This is a genomic window from Mycobacterium sp. Root265 (assembly GCF_001428895.1).
In the GTDB taxonomy this organism is placed as follows: Bacteria; Actinomycetota; Actinomycetes; order Mycobacteriales; family Mycobacteriaceae; genus Mycobacterium.
In genome coordinates this window covers 237359-254597 of record NZ_LMJA01000001.1, presented here as the reverse complement: position 1 = coordinate 254597, position 17239 = coordinate 237359, and the positions used below count along the sequence as shown (strand labels likewise).

13 protein-coding genes are annotated in these 17239 nt (G+C 66.1%); 5 read left to right on the top strand and 8 right to left on the bottom strand.

Annotation, left to right across the window (positions count from 1 at the left end; translation table 11 throughout):
• Positions 1 to 25: 25 nt before the first annotated feature.
• Positions 26 to 940, top strand: a complete 915-nt coding sequence (locus ASE48_RS01090) for an FkbM family methyltransferase (RefSeq protein WP_057165152.1) — start codon at positions 26 to 28, stop codon at positions 938 to 940.
• 7 nt (positions 941 to 947) lie between these two features.
• Here the strand turns inward: ASE48_RS01090 and ileS are convergent, their stop codons facing one another.
• Both ileS and ASE48_RS01080 read right to left on the bottom strand, forming a co-directional pair.
• A complete protein-coding gene (gene ileS, locus ASE48_RS01085; protein ID WP_442928653.1) occupies positions 948 to 4202 on the bottom strand; it encodes an isoleucine--tRNA ligase in 3255 nt (1084 codons plus the stop codon).
• A 130-nt stretch (positions 4203 to 4332) separates the two neighbouring features.
• Positions 4333 to 4983 (bottom strand): hypothetical protein, encoded by a 651-nt coding sequence (locus ASE48_RS01080; protein ID WP_057165150.1) that lies wholly within the window; start codon positions 4981 to 4983, stop codon positions 4333 to 4335.
• Positions 4984 to 5117: 134 nt separating this feature from the next.
• On the opposite strand from ASE48_RS01080, the gene ASE48_RS01075 reads away from it, so the two are divergent.
• A complete protein-coding gene (locus ASE48_RS01075; RefSeq protein WP_057165149.1) occupies positions 5118 to 5495 on the top strand; it encodes a hypothetical protein in 378 nt (125 codons plus the stop codon).
• A 54-nt stretch (positions 5496 to 5549) separates the two neighbouring features.
• Entirely contained in the window at positions 5550 to 6284 is a 735-nt protein-coding gene (locus tag ASE48_RS01070) for a hypothetical protein (protein WP_057165148.1), read from the top strand.
• 81 nt (positions 6285 to 6365) lie between these two features.
• Here ASE48_RS01070 and ASE48_RS01065 read toward each other — a convergent pair whose 3' ends face one another.
• Entirely contained in the window at positions 6366 to 7601 is a 1236-nt protein-coding gene (locus ASE48_RS01065) for a hypothetical protein (protein ID WP_057165147.1), read from the bottom strand.
• A gap of 187 nt (positions 7602 to 7788) precedes the next feature.
• Here ASE48_RS01065 and ASE48_RS01060 point away from each other — a divergent pair, with 187 nt between their 5' ends.
• Together ASE48_RS01060 and ASE48_RS01055 are read left to right on the top strand one after the other, a co-directional pair.
• A complete protein-coding gene (locus tag ASE48_RS01060) occupies positions 7789 to 9066 on the top strand; it encodes a glycosyltransferase (RefSeq protein WP_057165146.1) in 1278 nt (425 codons plus the stop codon).
• Between the two features lie 42 nt (positions 9067 to 9108).
• On the top strand, positions 9109 to 9831 hold the full coding sequence (locus ASE48_RS01055; RefSeq protein WP_057165562.1) for a GAP family protein: 723 nt from the start codon (positions 9109 to 9111) through the stop codon (positions 9829 to 9831).
• Between the two features lie 15 nt (positions 9832 to 9846).
• On the opposite strand, the gene ASE48_RS01050 is transcribed toward ASE48_RS01055, so the two are convergent.
• Genes ASE48_RS01050 through ASE48_RS01030 form a run of 5 tightly spaced genes read right to left on the bottom strand, consistent with a single transcriptional unit; the run spans position 9847 to position 17237 of the window.
• Entirely contained in the window at positions 9847 to 11184 is a 1338-nt protein-coding gene (locus tag ASE48_RS01050) for a hypothetical protein (RefSeq protein WP_235570583.1), read from the bottom strand.
• A gap of 46 nt (positions 11185 to 11230) precedes the next feature.
• Positions 11231 to 12982: an AMP-binding protein gene (locus ASE48_RS01045; RefSeq protein WP_057165144.1), complete on the bottom strand. Its 1752-nt coding sequence runs from the start codon at positions 12980 to 12982 to the stop codon at positions 11231 to 11233.
• 41 nt (positions 12983 to 13023) lie between these two features.
• Positions 13024 to 14358, bottom strand: coding sequence for a hypothetical protein (locus ASE48_RS01040; protein WP_235570582.1), 1335 nt, complete (start codon positions 14356 to 14358; stop codon positions 13024 to 13026).
• 42 nt (positions 14359 to 14400) lie between these two features.
• Positions 14401 to 15747 (bottom strand): hypothetical protein, encoded by a 1347-nt coding sequence (locus ASE48_RS01035; protein WP_057165142.1) that lies wholly within the window; start codon positions 15745 to 15747, stop codon positions 14401 to 14403.
• 32 nt (positions 15748 to 15779) lie between these two features.
• On the bottom strand, positions 15780 to 17237 hold the full coding sequence (locus ASE48_RS01030) for a condensation domain-containing protein (protein ID WP_082613926.1): 1458 nt from the start codon (positions 17235 to 17237) through the stop codon (positions 15780 to 15782).
• Positions 17238 to 17239 lie beyond the last annotated feature (2 nt).

Here is a 17239-nt window from a genome sequence, read left to right as displayed (position 1 = left end):
CGAGGCCACTGACTACGCTGCAGGCATGGGGGCATTGGACGGTCAGCACAAACACGCACGAGTGGTCAGAGCACTGCGAAAGCTGCGATTGCCAGGGGTCATCGGCGGTGGCCTGCTCGATTGGTACTGCGCCGCGCTGGGCAGATGGGCGCCGGAGCAGGATGGCGTCACCTATTTCGGTGCGACGCTTCGCTGCGACCCGGCCGACACCATCCAACGAATGATCTTGTTGTTCAAGGTGTGGGAACCCGGAGTGTCGAAACTGATCGAGGAGAATCTCGAGCCGGGCCAGGTGTTCGTGGATGTGGGCGCCAACGTCGGCTACGACTCGTTGTTGGCGGCCGACCGCGTCGGTGAACACGGCACGGTCATCGCACTTGAAGCGTCACCACGGACCTACGGTGCTCTGCAGCGCAACCTGAGCCGAAATCCGCGCCTCTCCAAGTCGATACGGACCGCGAATGTCGCGGTCTCCGACCGGTCGGGCACCTTGGACCTATACGAGTTCGGGCGCAGCAACGTCGGCGCCACCACGACGTTGGCCACCCGGCAGGGCACGCGCTGCGCCACCGTCACCTCGGCCCCGCTCGGGGATGTGCTCACTGCCGACGAGATATCCCGAGTTCGTTTGATCAAGATGGACGTCGAAGGTGCTGAGCCCGAGATCCTTTCCGACCTTCTCGATCACCTCGATGACTATCCCGACGATATGGACGTCATCATCGAGGCGAACCCCGAGGACGACCCCGCCCGGTTCCGCGCCGTGTTCGAGCGCCTGCAAAACGCCGGATTCACGGCTTGGTCCGTCGACAACCGATACAGCAACGGGTGGTACCTGCGGTGGCGTGAGAACTGCCCGACGCGCCTGGACACGCCGCCGCGTAAACGGCGCGACCTGTTGCTCACACGGCGCGGAGGAATGACCTCGCTGCCGGCCTGAATCTGTTTCAGGCCTTGGCGATCGTCACCCGCACGCCGTCACCGATGTCCGAACCGTCCGCCGCGCTGCCGAACTCGAATGACGTGGCCAGCACCTCGCCGGAGATCAGGCCGGCGTGGGTCTGCGCCCACGCCAGCTTCTCCGCCGGAACATCGATGACCACGCTGATCCGGTCGGACACCTCCAGCCCGGTGGTCTTGCGCAGCTCCTGCAGTTCCCGGATGCGGTCCTTGGCCCAGCCCTCTGCCTCGAGCTCGGCGGTCACCTCCCCGTCGAGCACCACCAGACCGGCGCCGTCGGCCAGCGCGGCCGTCCATTCCGGGTCGGCGGCCACCAATTTGGAGGTGTACTCGGCGGGCAGCAGCGTCGCGGGCCCCGCGGTCAGGGTGCCGTCAGCGTTGACCACACCCTCGCCGGCCTTGACCGCCTTGATCGCGGCCTGCACATCTTTTCCGATGCGCGGGCCCGCGACCCGGGCATTCACGGCCAGTTCGAACCGGCCGTAGCTGTCCACATCGTCGGACAGTTCGACCGCCTTGACGTTCAGCTCGTCGGCGATCAGATCGACGAAGGGCCGCAAACTCTCCGGGTTGTCCACCGCCACCGTCAGTTTCGGCAGCGGCAGGCGCACCCGGAGCTTCTTTGCCTTACGCAGCGACGATCCCGTCGAGCAGACCTCGCGCACCTGATCCATCGCGGCCACCAGTTCCGGATCGGCGGGCAGATCGGCAGCATCGGGCCAGTCGGTCAGGTGCACCGAACGCTCCCCCGTCACACCCCGCCAGATGACCTCCGAGACCAGCGGCAGCAGCGGCGCGGCCAGCCTGCCGGTCACCTCGAGCACCGTGTGCAGAGTGTCGATGGCATCGCGGTCCTCCTCCCAGAAACGCGAACGCGACCGCCGCACATACCAGTTCGTCAACGCCTCGGTGAACTGACGCAGCTGATCGCACGCTCCGGAGATGTCGCAGGTGTCCAGTGAGAGGGTCAGATCATCGCGCAACGCGGCCAGCTTGGCCAGGATGTAGCGGTCCAGCACGTGCTGGGAATCGGTACGCCAGGTGCCCTTCTGAGGCGCGTACAGGGTCAGGAAGGTGTAGGCGTTCCAGAACGGGAGCTGCACCTGCCGCACACCCTCGCGGATGCCCTGTTCGGTGACGATCAGGTTGCCGCCGCGCAGGATCGGCGAGGCCATCAGGAACCACCGCATCGCATCGGACCCGTCACGGTCGAACACCTCGGACACATCCGGGTAGTTGCGCAGCGACTTGCTCATCTTCTGGCCATCGTTGCCGAGCACGATGCCGTGTGCCACGCAGGTTTTGAACGCCGGCTTGTCGAACAGCGCGGTGGCCAGCACGTGCATCGTGTAGAACCAACCGCGGGTCTGGCCGATGTACTCGACGATGAAATCGCCGGGGAAGTGTGCCTCTGCCCCGCCGTCACCGGTCACGCCGTCGAACCACTTCTGGTTCTCGAACGGATAGTGCACCTGCGCGTAGGGCATCGACCCGGAGTCGAACCACACGTCGAGCACGTCCTCGATGCGCCGCATGGTCGAGTTACCGGTCGGATCATCGGGATTCGGCCGCGTCAGCTCATCAATGAACGGCCGGTGCAGGTTGTCGGGACGGACCCCGAAATCGCGCTCCAGTTCGTCCAGGCTGCCGTACACATCGGTACGCGGGTAGGCCGGGTCATCGGAGACCCACACCGGGATCGGGGTGCCCCAGTACCGGTTTCGTGAGATGGACCAGTCACGGGCGTTCGACAGCCACTTGCCGAACTGGCCATCCTTCACATGTTCGGGGTACCAGGTGATCTGCTGGTTCAGTTCGACCATGCGGTCCCGGAATTGGCTGACCTTCACGAACCAGGACGACACCGCCCGGTAGATCAGCGGGTTACGGCAGCGCCAGCAGTGCGGATAGGAATGCTCATAGGTCTCGTGGCGCAGCAATACCGGGGCGTTGACCGCCGCCGGGCCGGTGCCGCTCTTGAGATCACGGATGATCTGGGTGTTCGCGTCGAACACCTGCTGACCGGCGTAATCGGGCACCGTCGCGTCGAACCGGCCCTTGGAGTCCACCGGCGTGACGGCGACGATGTCGGCGGTATCGGCGGTCGCCTTGTCGTCCTCGCCGTAGGCCGGCGCCATGTGCACGATCCCGGTGCCGTCCTCGGTGCTGACGAAGTCCGCCCCGAGCACCTGGAACGAGTTGACCGCATCCGGAAAATACGGGAACGGCGGGAGGTAGTGCGTACCCAGCAGCTGCTCACCGAGATGGGACGCGACGACGACGGGTTCCTCGCCGAGTTCGCGTGCGTAGGCACCCAGCCGTGCCTCGGCCAGCACGAACCGGTGTCCGTCCGGACCCTCCACGGTGACATAGGAGACCGCGGGGTTGACCGCGACGGCCTGGTTGGAGGGCAGCGTCCACGGTGTCGTGGTCCAGATCAGCAGGTAACTGCCGGCCACCGGACCGTCGGTCGCCTTGAATCCCACCGTGAGTGCGGGGTCCTGGCGGCTCTGGTAGACGTCATCGTCCATCCGCAGCTCGTGATTGGACAGCGGCGTCTCGTCGTTCCAGCAGTACGGCAGCACCCGGTTGCCCTCATAGGCCAGCCCCTTGTCCCAGAGCTGCTTGAAGGCCCCGATGGTGGACTCCATGAAGTCCAGATCCAGTGTCTTGTAGTCGTTTTCGAAGTCGACCCAGCGTGCCTGACGAGTCACGTAGGCACGCCATTCGCCGGCGTACTTCATCACCGAGGCACGGCAGGCATCGTTGAACTTCTCGATGCCGAGCTCTTCGATCTGAGCCTTGTCGGTGATCCCGAGCTGGCGCTGCACCTCGAGTTCGGCGGGCAGACCGTGAGTGTCCCAGCCGAATCGGCGTTCCACCTTGTAGCCGCGCATGGTGCGGTAACGGGGAACGATGTCCTTGACGTAGCCGGTGAGCAGATGCCCGTAGTGCGGCAGCCCGTTCGCGAACGGCGGGCCGTCATAGAAGACGTATTCGGGTGCGCCGTCACGGCGCGCGATGCTCGCGCGGAACGTGTCGTCGGCGCCCCAATAGTCGAGGACCTCGGATTCCAGCGCCGGGAAGTCAGGTGCTCCGGCGGCGGGCTTGCGGTAAGCGGCCGGCTCGGGAGGTGGGGTCACTGCGTTGTCTCCTGTGCCCAGAGATTCAGGCACGGGGACGAACGTCGCGACAGGTGCGCGAGCCCGCGGTACCACCCCGCTTGCGTACCGCGCCGACATCAGCGTGGTGCGCCGCTCGATTGGGCGATGACGAGCCCGGCCGTCCGGTTCTACTGAGCGCCGAGACGCCGTTCTTCCGGAGGCTCCCCGGTGATGGCCGGATCAAAGCCTGTGCGTAGCAGTCTAACGGTCAGGCGGCGTCGGTGAATCCGGGGATCGCTTCGGAGGTGATCTCGATCAGCGCCTGCGGGAACTGTTCGGCCAGTTCCTCGATGGTGTAGGCCTCGAACCGGCGAGCATCGAACCACAGGTCCAGCTGCACCACGCCGTCGCTGCGGTAGGCCCGCAGTTCCAGTGCGTGCCCTTCCAGCGGCTCCTCGGACGAGACCGGGCCTGCGCAGCGGAAGGCCAGCTCGGCCAGTGTCTGACCGGGGCGCCGGACGGTGGAACCAGCCAGGGCCGAGCACACGTGCGCGAGCAGCTGGGTGGCATCCAAATCGGACGGCATGACGCAGTCCAGAGCGATGATGTGGGTGTCGACGTCGACCGCGACGACACCACTGCCGATGGTGCGCGCAACGGCCCGGCCGAGCGCGGCCAGCAGCAGCTTGCCGTTGAGGACGCCCAGGTGGGCGGCGGCGCCGTCGAGTTCGGCGCTGAGTACCGCAGGCAGCGGCACGGACACCCGCTGCAGGTCGGACTCGGCGGGAACACCGTCGACGTCGTAGTCGGCCAGCGTCAGGGAGGTGGCGATGTCGTGCGCATGCCCGATGACGAGCTCGAAGCCCGACGCCGCGAAGTCGTCGACGTAGACCCGGTCCTGGAATAGCGGAGCAACCATGTAGCTGAGAATACAATGAGTGTCCCAAAATTGGGACATCACTCCCGAAAGTCTGACACCCCTGTCAATTAAGGCGTTGATGTCCGCTGATCGGTTGCTAGCCCCCAAAGCCGGGATAACGCTATTGTGAGCGGGTGCCACGTACTGATGAGAACGGCAGACAGCTGAAAGCCCTGCTCGACTACCTCCTGGACGGAGAAGTCGAAGCCAAGGACATCTATGACGCGCTCGACATCTCCAGCAGCACCTACTACCGGCGGATCAAGGAGAGCAGCTATCCCGATGCGGAGGAGCTGCGCCGGGTCGCCGACCGCTTCGCCCTGAGCTACCCCGACCTGCAGATCCGCTTTGGGCTCATGAGCAGGCAAGAGGTGTGGAACTACATCGAATCGACGCCGTTCACCGTGACGGCCGTGCAGGAAGCGGTCCGCGTGCAGGCCGAACCGCAGCAACAGACCAGACGACCCCGACTGTCCGAATTGACGCCGCGTAGCGACGCACCGCCGCTTTAAGCAGTAGTATTTGCTGGCAGGGATTCAGCTCACAGGCCTCGAAGGCGAAGCGCGATGGAACTAACCGTACTGATCGTGATCACACTTATGTGTATCGCGTGGAGTCTGTGGATTCGCCGTGTGACGTGGTCATGTCGCTGGGAGGTCGCGGCCACCCTGAACATTGCGTTACAAGGCGGTGCGATCTTGTTAATGTCGCCGCTGGCATCGGAAACGCTCGGCAAGGCCCTGCACTCGGTGACCGGGATGTGGAACCTCGAGGATTTCGTCGGCCACGACATGTACATCGTGGCGGCCTCGGCCATCGTCTACAACGCGGTCGGCCGCCTGCAGGACGACCACCAGATGCAGCGTGCGTTCCGGCAGTACGTGGAACTTCCGGCCACGCTCTGCATTCCCCTGCTTCTGGCAGCCTTCTCATTGAGCAGCGCGCACGACGTGTACGCCCGCGACTTCTTCGCCTCCCCCACCGACAGCTGGCTGAGCCTGTACTGGGTGATGCTCTGCGGCATGCTGATCTACCTGCTGGGCTACGGCGCCCGTGCCCTGCTGGTGCTCCGTAAGGACCCCCGCTCACGGCGGATCGCCAACGTGTACCTGGTCGCCTGCGGCAGCGGCATCATCGCCTGCATCATCCGCATCATGTCCGCGATCTTCCCCGCGTTCCTCGCCTGGGAGCGCGGCGTGTTCGTGTGGATCTTCGCGTGTGCCTGCGGCGCCGGTTTCGCGCTGTCCTCGGCGCACTCCTGGCGCATCAAGACGAGATGGTTCTCCAAGGTCGATCGCTGAGACTGCGCGACCTGTGTTGTCCAACGCTCGCACGGCACGACGCGAACAACCCAGAGACTCTGACAATCACGTCAACCGCGATTACATCGGGACCGGCGCGCCGAAGCCGGGGATGATGCCCATCGGTATCAACGCGAGGACGATCGCCACAACCGTCAGTACCCTGACTGAGCGGCGGGTCGGCGGTTGGTCGATGTCTGGGCGTACGCCTGCGAACAGGAGAAACACGATTCCGAGGTCGTACGCGATTATGACCCACCAGCGGATCCAATCCACTCCGGACAGGAAGACCGGCAGAATCAATACGACACCGACAACAATGGCCGCTCGTCGTGCCATCAATGCGTCCCTGAACCGTGCCACCGGAACGCCGGACACCTCTCCGATCGCGTACATCGACACAGCCAACAGGACAAGTCCGTAGACGGTCGATCCCAACAGCGCCACGACGCCGATACTGCCGACGAAGCGGAGTGCGTCACTGAAGCTCTGGTCGAACAGCGGCAGGATCGCCCGGCACATCCACTCGTGATAGTCGACTTCGTAGTAAAAGCCTCGCAGCAGCTGTTCGGGAGTCGGGTTACCGGCCATCGGATGGTTCATTCCCCCGTGCGGCACCATTTGGCACAGTGCAGCCGACTTCCCGCGACCACCGAAGACCGTCACCGCCAGCGCCGCCACGATGCCCGGCCCCACGGCCAAAGCAGCGCACACGCGAAACGCACCAGTGCTGAGTCCGCGTGCCAGCACTGTCAGCGCCGCGATGGTGCCCAGCCCGAACAAGAACACCGTCGCTTCGTGGATCAGGGGCAGGACCGCCGTGGCAACGCCGTAGATCGAACAGACGATGAGGGTTGCCCGACGAGTGTTGACCGTGGCCACGGCGATTGCGAAAACCGTCAATGCCGTGGCACCCAGCAAATCGGTGCGCGCAGAGAACAGGCCGAACGCGAACCCGAAGGGTAGGACCGGAATCAGTAGCGCCAGCAACCAGCTGCGTTCGGACCCGCCGGTGCGCACCGTGATCGACCACGCCACAGCGGCCAACCCAAGAGTGAAGAGCAATGTCGGAATCCAACGCAGCACGGCCAAACCGACGAAATACTGATCGTCTGGGAACAGACCCAGGATCTCGCCGGCCAATCCACGCCGAATGAAACCCTGCGTGTAGTCGACAGAAAAATAGGAGTACCAGTAGCCATCTGGGACGATCATCGTCGCGACGTACATGAGCACGGCCACCCACAACACCAGGAGCAGCACGAACTTCACGTAGTAACTACGGCTGGGACCAGCGCTGACCGCGGTGCTCGTCATCTGGCCCCTTCTGAACTTATGGTGGCCCGTAGACCTGACGCGGCGAGTATATATTCTCTTCGCGTGCATGCTGGACCGACGTTGACCGGCAGGACCAGCTACGCCGGGAGGGTGGCGAATCCCAACCGGTCATCTGCCCATAAGAGAGCCGAGTGATCTCGATGCGAACCCACGATAAAGGCGACCTATGAAGATCGCGGTCGCCATCCATGGCACCCGCGGCGACGTCGAACCGTGTGCGGCAGTGGCACTCGAGCTACAGCGCCGCGGGCACGAGGTGCCGATGGCGGTGCCACCCAATCTGGTCGGATTCGTCGAGTCGGTGGGGTTGCGGGCCTTCGGCTACGGTCCCGACTCGCAGAAGCAACTTCAGGGCGACGTCTTCGAACGGCCGGATGCTCTCACCGCAGCGGGCCCGGCGGACTGGGTGCGGCTGGGTAATCCCCTCAATGCGCTGCGCAAAGCGAGAATTGCCGCCACCCGTGGCTGGGACGAGATGAGCCAATCGCTGCTGTCGATGGCAGAGGGCGCAGACCTGATCGTGACCGGTACGGCTTATCAGGAGATCGCGGGCAACGTCGCAGAGTTCCGTGGACTTCCGCTCGCCGAGGTGCATTACTTCCCGGTGCGTCCCAGCAGGCACGTTCTGCCGGTACGGCTGCCCCGGGCGATGGTCGCAGCCGGGTATGCGGCAGGGGAACGGGCGCATTGGCAGCTGCTCAAACCAGCCGAGGCCCAGCAGCGGCGCGCCCTCGGTCTACGGCCGGCGACTACTACCCCTGTGGCACGCATCGTAGCCAGTGGTGCCTTGGAGATCCAGGCCTACGATCCGGTGTTCTTTCCCGGGCTGGCAGAGGAATGGGGTGATCGGCGTCCCCTCATCGGGTCGATGACGCTGCAGATGCCCACCGAGATCGACAAGGAGGTGGCGTCCTGGATCGCCGGAGGTACCCCACCGATCTACTTCGGTTTTGGCAGTATGCCACTGGAGTCACCCGCGGCCGCTGTGCGCCTGATCAGTGATGCCTGCGGCGAACTCGGTGAGCGCGCGCTGATCTGCGCCGGTTTCTCCGCGTTCGACGAAACCGCAGCCACCGACAATGTCAAGGTCGTGGCCGCGGTCAACCACTCCGCGGTGTTCCCGGCCTGTCGCGCCGTCGTACATCACGGCGGGGCAGGCACCACCGCGGCCGGCATCCGCGCCGGTGTGCCCACCCTGGTGCTGTGGGTAGCCGCCGAGCAACCGTTGTGGGGCAAACAGGTCCGACGGCTCGGCGTCGGTACCTACCGACGGTTCTCCGCCACGACGCCGGATTCTCTACTCGCCGACCTCCGAGCGGCGTTGGCGCCGGACACCGCCCGGCGGGCGCGTTCGCTCGCCGGGAGAATGAGCCGGCCGTCCGACAGCGTCACGCGAGCCGCGGACCTGCTGGAGGAGGCCGCGCGTAACGGCGGCGCCTGGTGAGTGAAGTTGCCGGTCACCGACCGAAACGGTACGGTTCCGCTCGTGTGGACGACGGTGGCACTGCTCGGCCTCATGGTGAGTATCCAACCCGTACGCCTTGGTCCGATCGCACTGCTGATGACAAGACAGCATCCCGTCCGGCACCTGATCGTCTTACAGTGCGCCGGCATGGCGGTCAGCCTCAGCGTCGGATTGACCGTTCTGTTTGTCTTCCGCCGGAGTTTTCTGGGCAACAGCAATGTCCATCCTGCTCCCCTCCAGGTGGCCTTCGGCCTAGTTCTGGTGTTGATCGGCGCGGTGCTCGCCTCCAAGATTCCCCTTGACCGGTTCGCCCGCAAGCCGAAGGACGTAGTTCCCGCCGGCGGCGGTGACGGGTTCGTGGACGACGGTGCCCGGTCACCGAGTCGCCGCACGCGGTTCTTCGCGCGGGCACGCGGATTGCTGAAGTCCGAGTCGTTCGCTTTTTCCGCATCCATTGGCGCGGCGACGTCGCTACCCAGCGTCGACTATTTCGCCCTACTGGCAATCATCGTTGCGTCCAAAGCCTCGCCACTCGAACAGGGTTTGGCGCTGCTCATCTTCCTGGTATTGGCCTGGGCGTCCGCGACGATCGCGATCCTGAGCTTCATCGTGGCGCCGGTGAAAACGCGGTTGTGGGTGCAACAAGTGAACCTGTGGATTCGAGGCCGCACCCGCAAACAAGCAGGGTTGTTCGTGGGAATCGTCGGCAGCGTGCTGGTAGTGGTCGGCCTCATCGGGATGTGAAGCCCGCGCGCAGGTCTAGTCCGAGGGGCCCTCGACCACGCCGCTCAGTCCGAAATCGGCGAGTGCCTCGCACACCACCTCACGCAGCGCCTCTTTAGAATTGTGCCGCCCCACCGACCAGGAGCTGACCGACACGGCCACCCGGCCGCGCGAGCGGCAGCCGCCCAGCACCAACTGCCCACCGATCCGGTTCAATACCCGGCTGGTGGTCTGCGGCTCCGCGCCCCGCATCATCACGTAGTCGGCATCGGTCCCGTCGGGCCTGGCGAACGCCGGGCCCAGATCACCCATGTTGGAACAGCCGATGGGGCTGTTCACCGACAGCACCATGCCTTCCAGCCGGCGAAGCACGACGCGGGGGGTCAGCGGCGTCAGCGGCAGCGGGCCGGTCATCCGCACCGAGGTTTCGGCGGACTCCGACAACGCCGTCTTCATGTCCGATCGCACGACGCTCAGATCCGTCAGAACCTGATCGGGGTCCGCCGTCATCGTGGCAGCCACCAGCGCATTGGCTCGGGTGTCACCCTCGGTACGTTCACTGACCGGCCAGGACAGGTTCACCCGGCCGTCGGCACCGACCCGCCCCAGCAACTGACCCAACCGGGCGGCCATCCCGCAGAACAGCGAATTGCTGGTGCCGCCGAGGCGTTGCGCGCACTCGTCCCAGTGCTCGGCATCGACGAAGACCACGACCGACGGGGCGACCATCGGCACGTCATCGCCCGGCGGCACGTCGCCGGCGGCCTTGAACGAGGTCGCCAGCTCACTGCGCTCGGCCCGTGCCACCCGCGCCGACGCCGCCACCGCGGCGGCCATCTCCGGCACCGCGGCCAGGGTCTGCCGGGCATCCTGGGTCAGCGCCGCCCGCCGCGTCCGGGAACGCGGTGGCGGATAACCGAGGTCCCGGTCGACGCCGTTGACGGCATCGGTGACCGCGATGACCAGACCGTGACCGTCGGCGATCGAATGCGAGACAACCAGGCTGACCGCCGCCGCTCCGTCGCTCAGCGGTTGTACCGCCAGCCGCCAGCCCGGCCCGTGCTCCGGATCGATGGGCGTGCCCAGGCATTTGTCGGCCCAGTTCCACACATCCGACCGTGGACGTTCTTGCGCCGACAGGTCGAGGGACTGCGGGTCGCCGTCGGCCACCCAGCGATGCCGCCCGAACGGCAGTGCCGAGCGCTCGATCCGGCGTCCGAACAGTCCCTTGGCCAGGTTGCGACGGAACCGGCGCAACCCGTCCATGTCGACTCCGCGGTCATACACCCAGACGGCCTGCACGATGGGCCCACGCCCTAGTGCCCGCAGGCCCAGGAAGGACCCCTGATCGATATAAGCGAGGGTGTTGTCCACCCTCACATCGTAATTGCGTGTGTGCACCGATCAGCTGACTCGCATGTCAGGCGGTGGGCACCTTGTCGTCCAGCCGCGAGAACTCCTGCTTGTTGTACTTCTCCACACAGGACTGCCTGCGGATCTTGCCACTGGTCGTGATCGGGATGGCACCGCGGGGCACCAGCACCAGGTCGGCCGCGCTGATGCCGTGCGTCTGCGACACCGCCGAGGCCACATCTCGCTTGATGGTCAGGAGGTTCTCCACGATGGCCTCCTCGGTCTCGCCGCGCTTCTTCACCTCGATGATCGCCACCAGCTGCTCGCTGCGGTGCCCCTCGACCGCGATCGCCGCGACCCGGCCACCGGTGATCTCCTGGATGGTGGCCTCGATGTCGTCGGGATAGTGGTTGCTGCCGCGCACGATCAGCAGATCTTTGATCCGCCCGATGATGAACAGCTCACCGTCGGACAGGAACCCGAGGTCGCCGGTCCGCAACCACGGACCCTCCGGCGTGCCCTCGGACGGATTCTCGATGCGCCCGTTGAAGGTGTGCTCGGTCTGCTCGTCCTTCTGCCAGTAGCCCAGGCAGTTGTTCTCACCGTAGGACCAGATCTCCCCGATACCGCCGGCCGGCACCTCCAGGCGGGTCTCGGCGTCGACGATGCGCACCACCGGGTCCTCCGGGTGGCCGTACCCGACCAGCTTGGTGCCGCTGCCGTCGGTGGTGCGCTCGGCCAGCCCGGCGGACAGCTTGTCCGGGTCGAAGGCCACCACGCTCGGCGGGCCGGGCACGCCGGTGCCGACGAACAGCGTCGCCTCGGCCAGCCCGTAGGAGGGCCGGATGACCCCCTCGTCGAAGTTGAACTTGGCGAACCGCTGGGAGAAGCGCTTCAGGGTCGTCTCGTGCACCCGCTCGGCCCCGCTGTACACCGCGATGACATCGCCGAGGTCGATTCCCTCGAGATCCTCGTCGGTGGTCCGGCCTGCGGCCAGTTCGAACGCGAAGTTCGGCCCACCGGTGACCACCCGCGGGAAGCTGCCCATCAGCTGGATCCAGCGCGCGGGCCGGGCCAGGAACGACAGCGGTGTGGTGAACACGGTGCTCCAGCCGCCCAGCACCGGGGCGACGATGCCGAGCAGCAGACCCATGTCGTGGTAGAAGGGCAGCCAGGACACCACATGGGCGCCCGAGGGCGGGACCTTGCCGAAATGCGGGAAGAACGCGCACATCATCTGCTCGAAGTTCGAGGTCAGATTCCGGTTGGTCACCATGACGCCGGCCGGGGTGCGGGTCGACCCGGAGGTGTACTGCAGGTACGCAGTCTCCGGCTTCTCCTCGCGGCTGGACAGCGACTTGCGCCGAGCGTCCAGATCCAGGGTGTCGACCTCGATGACAGCGGCAGCTGCCGCGCCATCGTCGGTCTTCGCGTATTCGGCGACGGTGGCGGCGACCGCGGAGGTCGTCAGGATGATCGACGGGGCCGAGTCCTTGATGACCGCGGAGACCCGCTCGTCGTGCTGGCCGACGATCGGTACCGACAGCGGCACCGCGATGATGCCGGCCTCCAGCGAGGCCAGGAAGCCGATGACGTACTCCAGGCCCTGCGGCGCGAGGATGACGGCGCGATCACCGAGCTCACCGATGGCGCGCATCTCGACGGCCAGGCTGCGCACGCGGCGGTTCAACTGCGCCCAGGTCAGAGTGGTGGCCACCCCGTCCCATTCGTGGTCGTAGTCCATGAAGGTGTACGCAATGTCCTCGGGCTGCAGGCTCGCGCGTTCGCGGAGCACGCCAATGAGGGAGGTATCGGACATCGGGGTGAGCCTTTCTCAGCCGTGCAAATCGAAATGCAGTATCAAACGAACACGCCGGTGAGGTCGAATTCGGCCAGTGTGTCCGCGGTCATTTCCCGCAGACGGGTCTTCGTGTTCTCGGCCCCGGACTGATAGGCGACGATGCCGATGATGATCTTGCCACTGATGCGCCCGGACACCACGACCAGCTGACCGTCGCCCTGTTCCAGTTCGCCGCGCGGCGTGGCCTGGTCGACGCCGTAGAACGACGTGTACTCGGCCTCGGTACCGTCCACGCTGGTCAGCACCGGCGGGAGATCACCCATGTTGGAGCACACCACCGGCATGTCATCGGAGGCGATCATCATGTCGGCGACCTTCTTGACCAATCGCTTGGGCACCAGCGGTACCAGCGGCATTAGTTCCAGGATCTCGTCGGGCTGATCCTTGGCCGATTTCAGCGCAGAGCGCAGGGTCGTCCGGGTGACGCTGAGATCCTTGGTGACCTCGGTCGGATCGACCTTGGCGTTGACCAGCGTCATCGCGTTGGCGCGCACATCGGTCTCGGCGGTGCGGTCGCTGATGGCGATGAGCAGCGAGACGTTGCCGTCCGCGTTGCGGCGCCCCATCCGCTCACCCAGCTTGGCGCTGATGGCCGCGAGCAGCGAATAGCCGTTACCGCCCAGCGCCGCGGCCCGGGCATCCCATTCGGCGAGGTCGACGTAGGTGGTGATCGCCGGGACGATGACCAGCTCGTCGGGGTTCGCGACCGGCGGGCGGGCCGGCTTCGGCGACGCGGCGGCCTCCTCGCCGCCGGCGCGCAGCACCTTGACGGCCTTACGCGCCGCGCGGCCGATCTCGGGGAGCCCGCGGATCGTCTCGCGCAGGTCGGCGGCGATCGCGCGGCCGGTGCGCCGCGACAGCGGCGGCGGGTAGCCGATGTCGATATTGGCGCCCGCCACCGCGGTGCCCACCGCGAGCAGCGCGGCGACGCCGTCACCGAGACAGTGCGAGCCCACCACCGAGATCGCGGTCACGCCCTCGGAGAACGACTGCACGGCCATCTGCCAGCCGGGCCCGGTCTCCGGGTCGATCGGCACCTGGGCCCACTGATCGGCCCAGTCACTGATCTGCTCGCGCGGGAGCGGGTCGGTGTTGATGTGCAGCGCGGCGGCCGGGCCCAGCGCGGACACCCAGCGGTAGCGCCCGAACGGCAGCGGTGAGCGCTCGACCCGGCGGCCGGCCATCCCGTAGCCGAAGTTGCGGTGGAATCGCCGCACGGCATCCATGTCGACGGGGTGCTCGTAGACCCACACCACCTTGATGAGCTGAACCCGGCCGGTCGCCCGGTTCGCGCGCACCAGCGCCTCGTCCCACAGCGTCAGCTGGTTACCCACAGCTTCGCCATTAGTGAACTCCAAAAGACTTGTCCCCCATCACTATTCGATAACGCCGGACAGCTCGAACGCCGCGAGCGTCTTTTCGAGTTCGGCCTTGAGCCACGCCGTGGTGTTCTCCGCGCCGGGCGCGTAGGCGGCGAAGGTGAGTGTCTCGGTGCCGTTGATCCGGCCGGCGACCACGGTCAGCAGACCGCAGCGCTCTTCCAGAGCGTGCTTGGTCGCGACCCGGTCGATACCGCGCAGGAAGACGAAGTCGGCCTCGGTGCCGTCGAGGTTGGGCAGGCCCTCGGGCACGTCACCCATGTTGGAACAGGACACCGGCAGCTCGGTGCTGAAGCCGAACGCCACATCGGCCATCTTCTTGACGACACGCTTCGGGATGAACGGCGTCAGCGGCAGCAGCGCCAGATTCTCGTCGGGCACCTCTCGGGCGACCCGCAGCCCTTCCCGCAGCGCTGCGCGCGCCTCGGTGAGATCCGTGGTCACCTTCGCCGGGTCGATCGCCAGGTTGACCAGCACCACCGCGTTGGCGCGGGTGTCCTCATCGCCGGGCAGCCGGTCGCCCTGCGGGATGTTGAGGGTGACCAGACCGTCCTCGGCGCCGACCCGGCCGATCTGCTGGGCGAGCTTGGCGACGAACCCGGCGACCAGCGAATGCCCGTTGCCGCCGAGCTCGGCGGCCCGCCGGTCCCAGTCGTCGAGCTTGACGCAGACGGTCGCCGACGGAGTGAACACCTGATGGTCCGGCCCGCTCACGACGGGTTTGGCGGCACCGGAGGTCGACAGTTCCCCGCGCCGGCGGAAGACCTGTCGGGTGGCCTCGACCAGGGTGCGGCCCACCTCGGGCAGCCCGCGGACGGTGTCGCGCAGGTCGGCTCGCAGCGCGTGCGTACGGGTGCGCGACGCCGGGGGCGGATAGCCGAAGTCGAGGGTGCGGCCGTTGATGGCGTTGACCATCGAGGCGAGTGCGCCGCCGCCGTCACTGACGCAATGCGAGATCACGATGCTGATCGCCGTCGAACCGTCGGTCATCGGCAGCACCCCGACATGCCAAGCCGGGCCGAATTCCGGATCCAGCGGCAGCGTGGAGCGCTCGTCGATCCAGCGCCCGAGCTCGCTGCGATCGCGCGGCTCGGTGAAGTCCAGGTCCGATTGCGGGCCCAGCGCCGACACCCAGCGGTGCCTGCCGAAGGGCAGCACCGAACGTTCGATGCGCCGGCCCAGCAGACCGTGCCCGATGCATTCGTGGAAGCGCCGCACCCCGTGGAGGTCGACGGGGCGCTCGTAGATCCACACCACCTGCATGACGGCTTCCTGGCCGGTGGCGCGCAGCCCGAGGAACATCGCCTGATCGGTGAAATCGAGCCGGTTGTCGGCACGGGTCATCGCGGCGGCACCTCCGATAACAACAACGGCGATCAGGCCGTCTTGAGATCCAGGTCGACGGTGTCCGCAGCGATGGCGGCGACCGCGACGCTACGGCCCTCGACGACGCTCAAGTAGACGGACTTCATCGCCTGCAGATAGCGCAGCACCGATTCCCGGGCGATCGGGTTGCTCGGGAAGGCGGCGGTGACTGTAGTCTCCTGCTCGACCCGGTTCACCCACATGCCGACCTGGTAGGCCGACCGGGAATCGCTGTAGATGGTGCCGTTGAGGCGCTGCCATTCGGCGATCACACCGGGCGACAACAGGCCGGCGTCCAGGTAGGACAGCATTGGCACACCGGACTCCGGCGGCCGCAGGCCGTGCGACTCGGCACCCAGCTCCAGCACCCGTTCGACCGGCACATGGGCCAGATCCAGACCGCTGTCGAAGGACTCCTGGGCCGCACGGGCGGTGTCACCGAACGCGTCGACGTCGACGGGCACGGTGATCGGGACCAGACCGGTGAACCAGCCCGTGGTCATGAACTCCGCCGGGGTGCGACGGGTGGTGGTCGGGGTGATCACCCGGTAGGTGTCGGTGCCGGTGAGCGCGGCGTTGGCGATCGCCCCGCAGGCGAACACGCCGCCGCTGAAGCGGGCCCCGGCCGTGATGCAGGCTTGCTCGAACTTGTCGCCCTGCTCCTTGTTCAGTAGCTGCACGGTGATGACGTCGCCGGTGTAGGCCACCGACGGGTCGCCGAGCGGCAGCGGGAAGGTCGGCAGTGTGCCGCCGTTGTGCTGCAGGAATTCGATCCAGTTACGGACCTCCGGCGAATCGGTGGTCAGCGCGGACACGTACTCGTGCTGTTCACGGCAGTAGGTGTCATAGCTGCCCGGCTCGGGCAGTTTCAGCGGCGCCGCACCCTCGACCAGCGTGTTGTACATCATGTGGATCTCGACGAAGGCCAGGCCCATGAACATGGCGTCGGTGTGCACGTGGTCGACGCTGATGTAGATGGTGAAGTGATCCTTGCGCTGGATCATCCCGATATGGAAGCAGTCCCACACCCACGGGCTCGCGGTGCCCAGCACGTGGTCGCGCCACTGCGACGCGGTCATCTCACCGTGCTCGACGGGAGCGAACTTGATGTCGCGCGGGTTGGTCAGCGTGTGCCGGATGATCTTATCGGCACCGGATTCGGTCTCGGCGTACTCGAACCAGCTGTGGAAGGTGTCGTGCCTGCGCAGGTAGGCGTTGATGACGTGGGTCATCGCCCGCACATCGCAGCGGCCCGGGATGTCCCAGGAGGGGATGTTCAGGCGGGCCATGTCGGTGCCGGAGGACTCGTGCTTTCGATAAGCGAGCAGGTGCTGAGCCTGCTGGTAGCTCACCGGGACGTCGCTGACCGGTGCATCCTTGACCTTCGCAAGCGTCGCCCGCGACGGATGCCAGGAAGTCACAGCACCCGGTTCGCCGACCCAGTCGTGGATCGGTTTCATGGAAACCACTA

What these genes read in the sequence shown, in the direction of transcription:
- ASE48_RS01090 (WP_057165152.1), top strand. Translation starts at nt 26, where the DNA reads ATGGGGGCATTGGACGGTCAGCACAAACACGCACGAGTGGTCAGAGCA.
- ileS (WP_442928653.1), bottom strand. Translation starts at nt 4,202, where the DNA reads ATGTCGGCGCGGTACGCAAGCGGGGTGGTACCGCGGGCTCGCGCACCT.
- ASE48_RS01080 (WP_057165150.1), bottom strand. Translation starts at nt 4,983, where the DNA reads ATGGTTGCTCCGCTATTCCAGGACCGGGTCTACGTCGACGACTTCGCG.
- ASE48_RS01070 (WP_057165148.1), top strand. Translation starts at nt 5,550, where the DNA reads ATGGAACTAACCGTACTGATCGTGATCACACTTATGTGTATCGCGTGG.
- ASE48_RS01065 (WP_057165147.1), bottom strand. Translation starts at nt 7,601, where the DNA reads ATGACGAGCACCGCGGTCAGCGCTGGTCCCAGCCGTAGTTACTACGTG.
- ASE48_RS01060 (WP_057165146.1), top strand. Translation starts at nt 7,789, where the DNA reads ATGAAGATCGCGGTCGCCATCCATGGCACCCGCGGCGACGTCGAACCG.
- ASE48_RS01045 (WP_057165144.1), bottom strand. Translation starts at nt 12,982, where the DNA reads ATGTCCGATACCTCCCTCATTGGCGTGCTCCGCGAACGCGCGAGCCTG.
- ASE48_RS01035 (WP_057165142.1), bottom strand. Translation starts at nt 15,747, where the DNA reads ATGACCCGTGCCGACAACCGGCTCGATTTCACCGATCAGGCGATGTTC.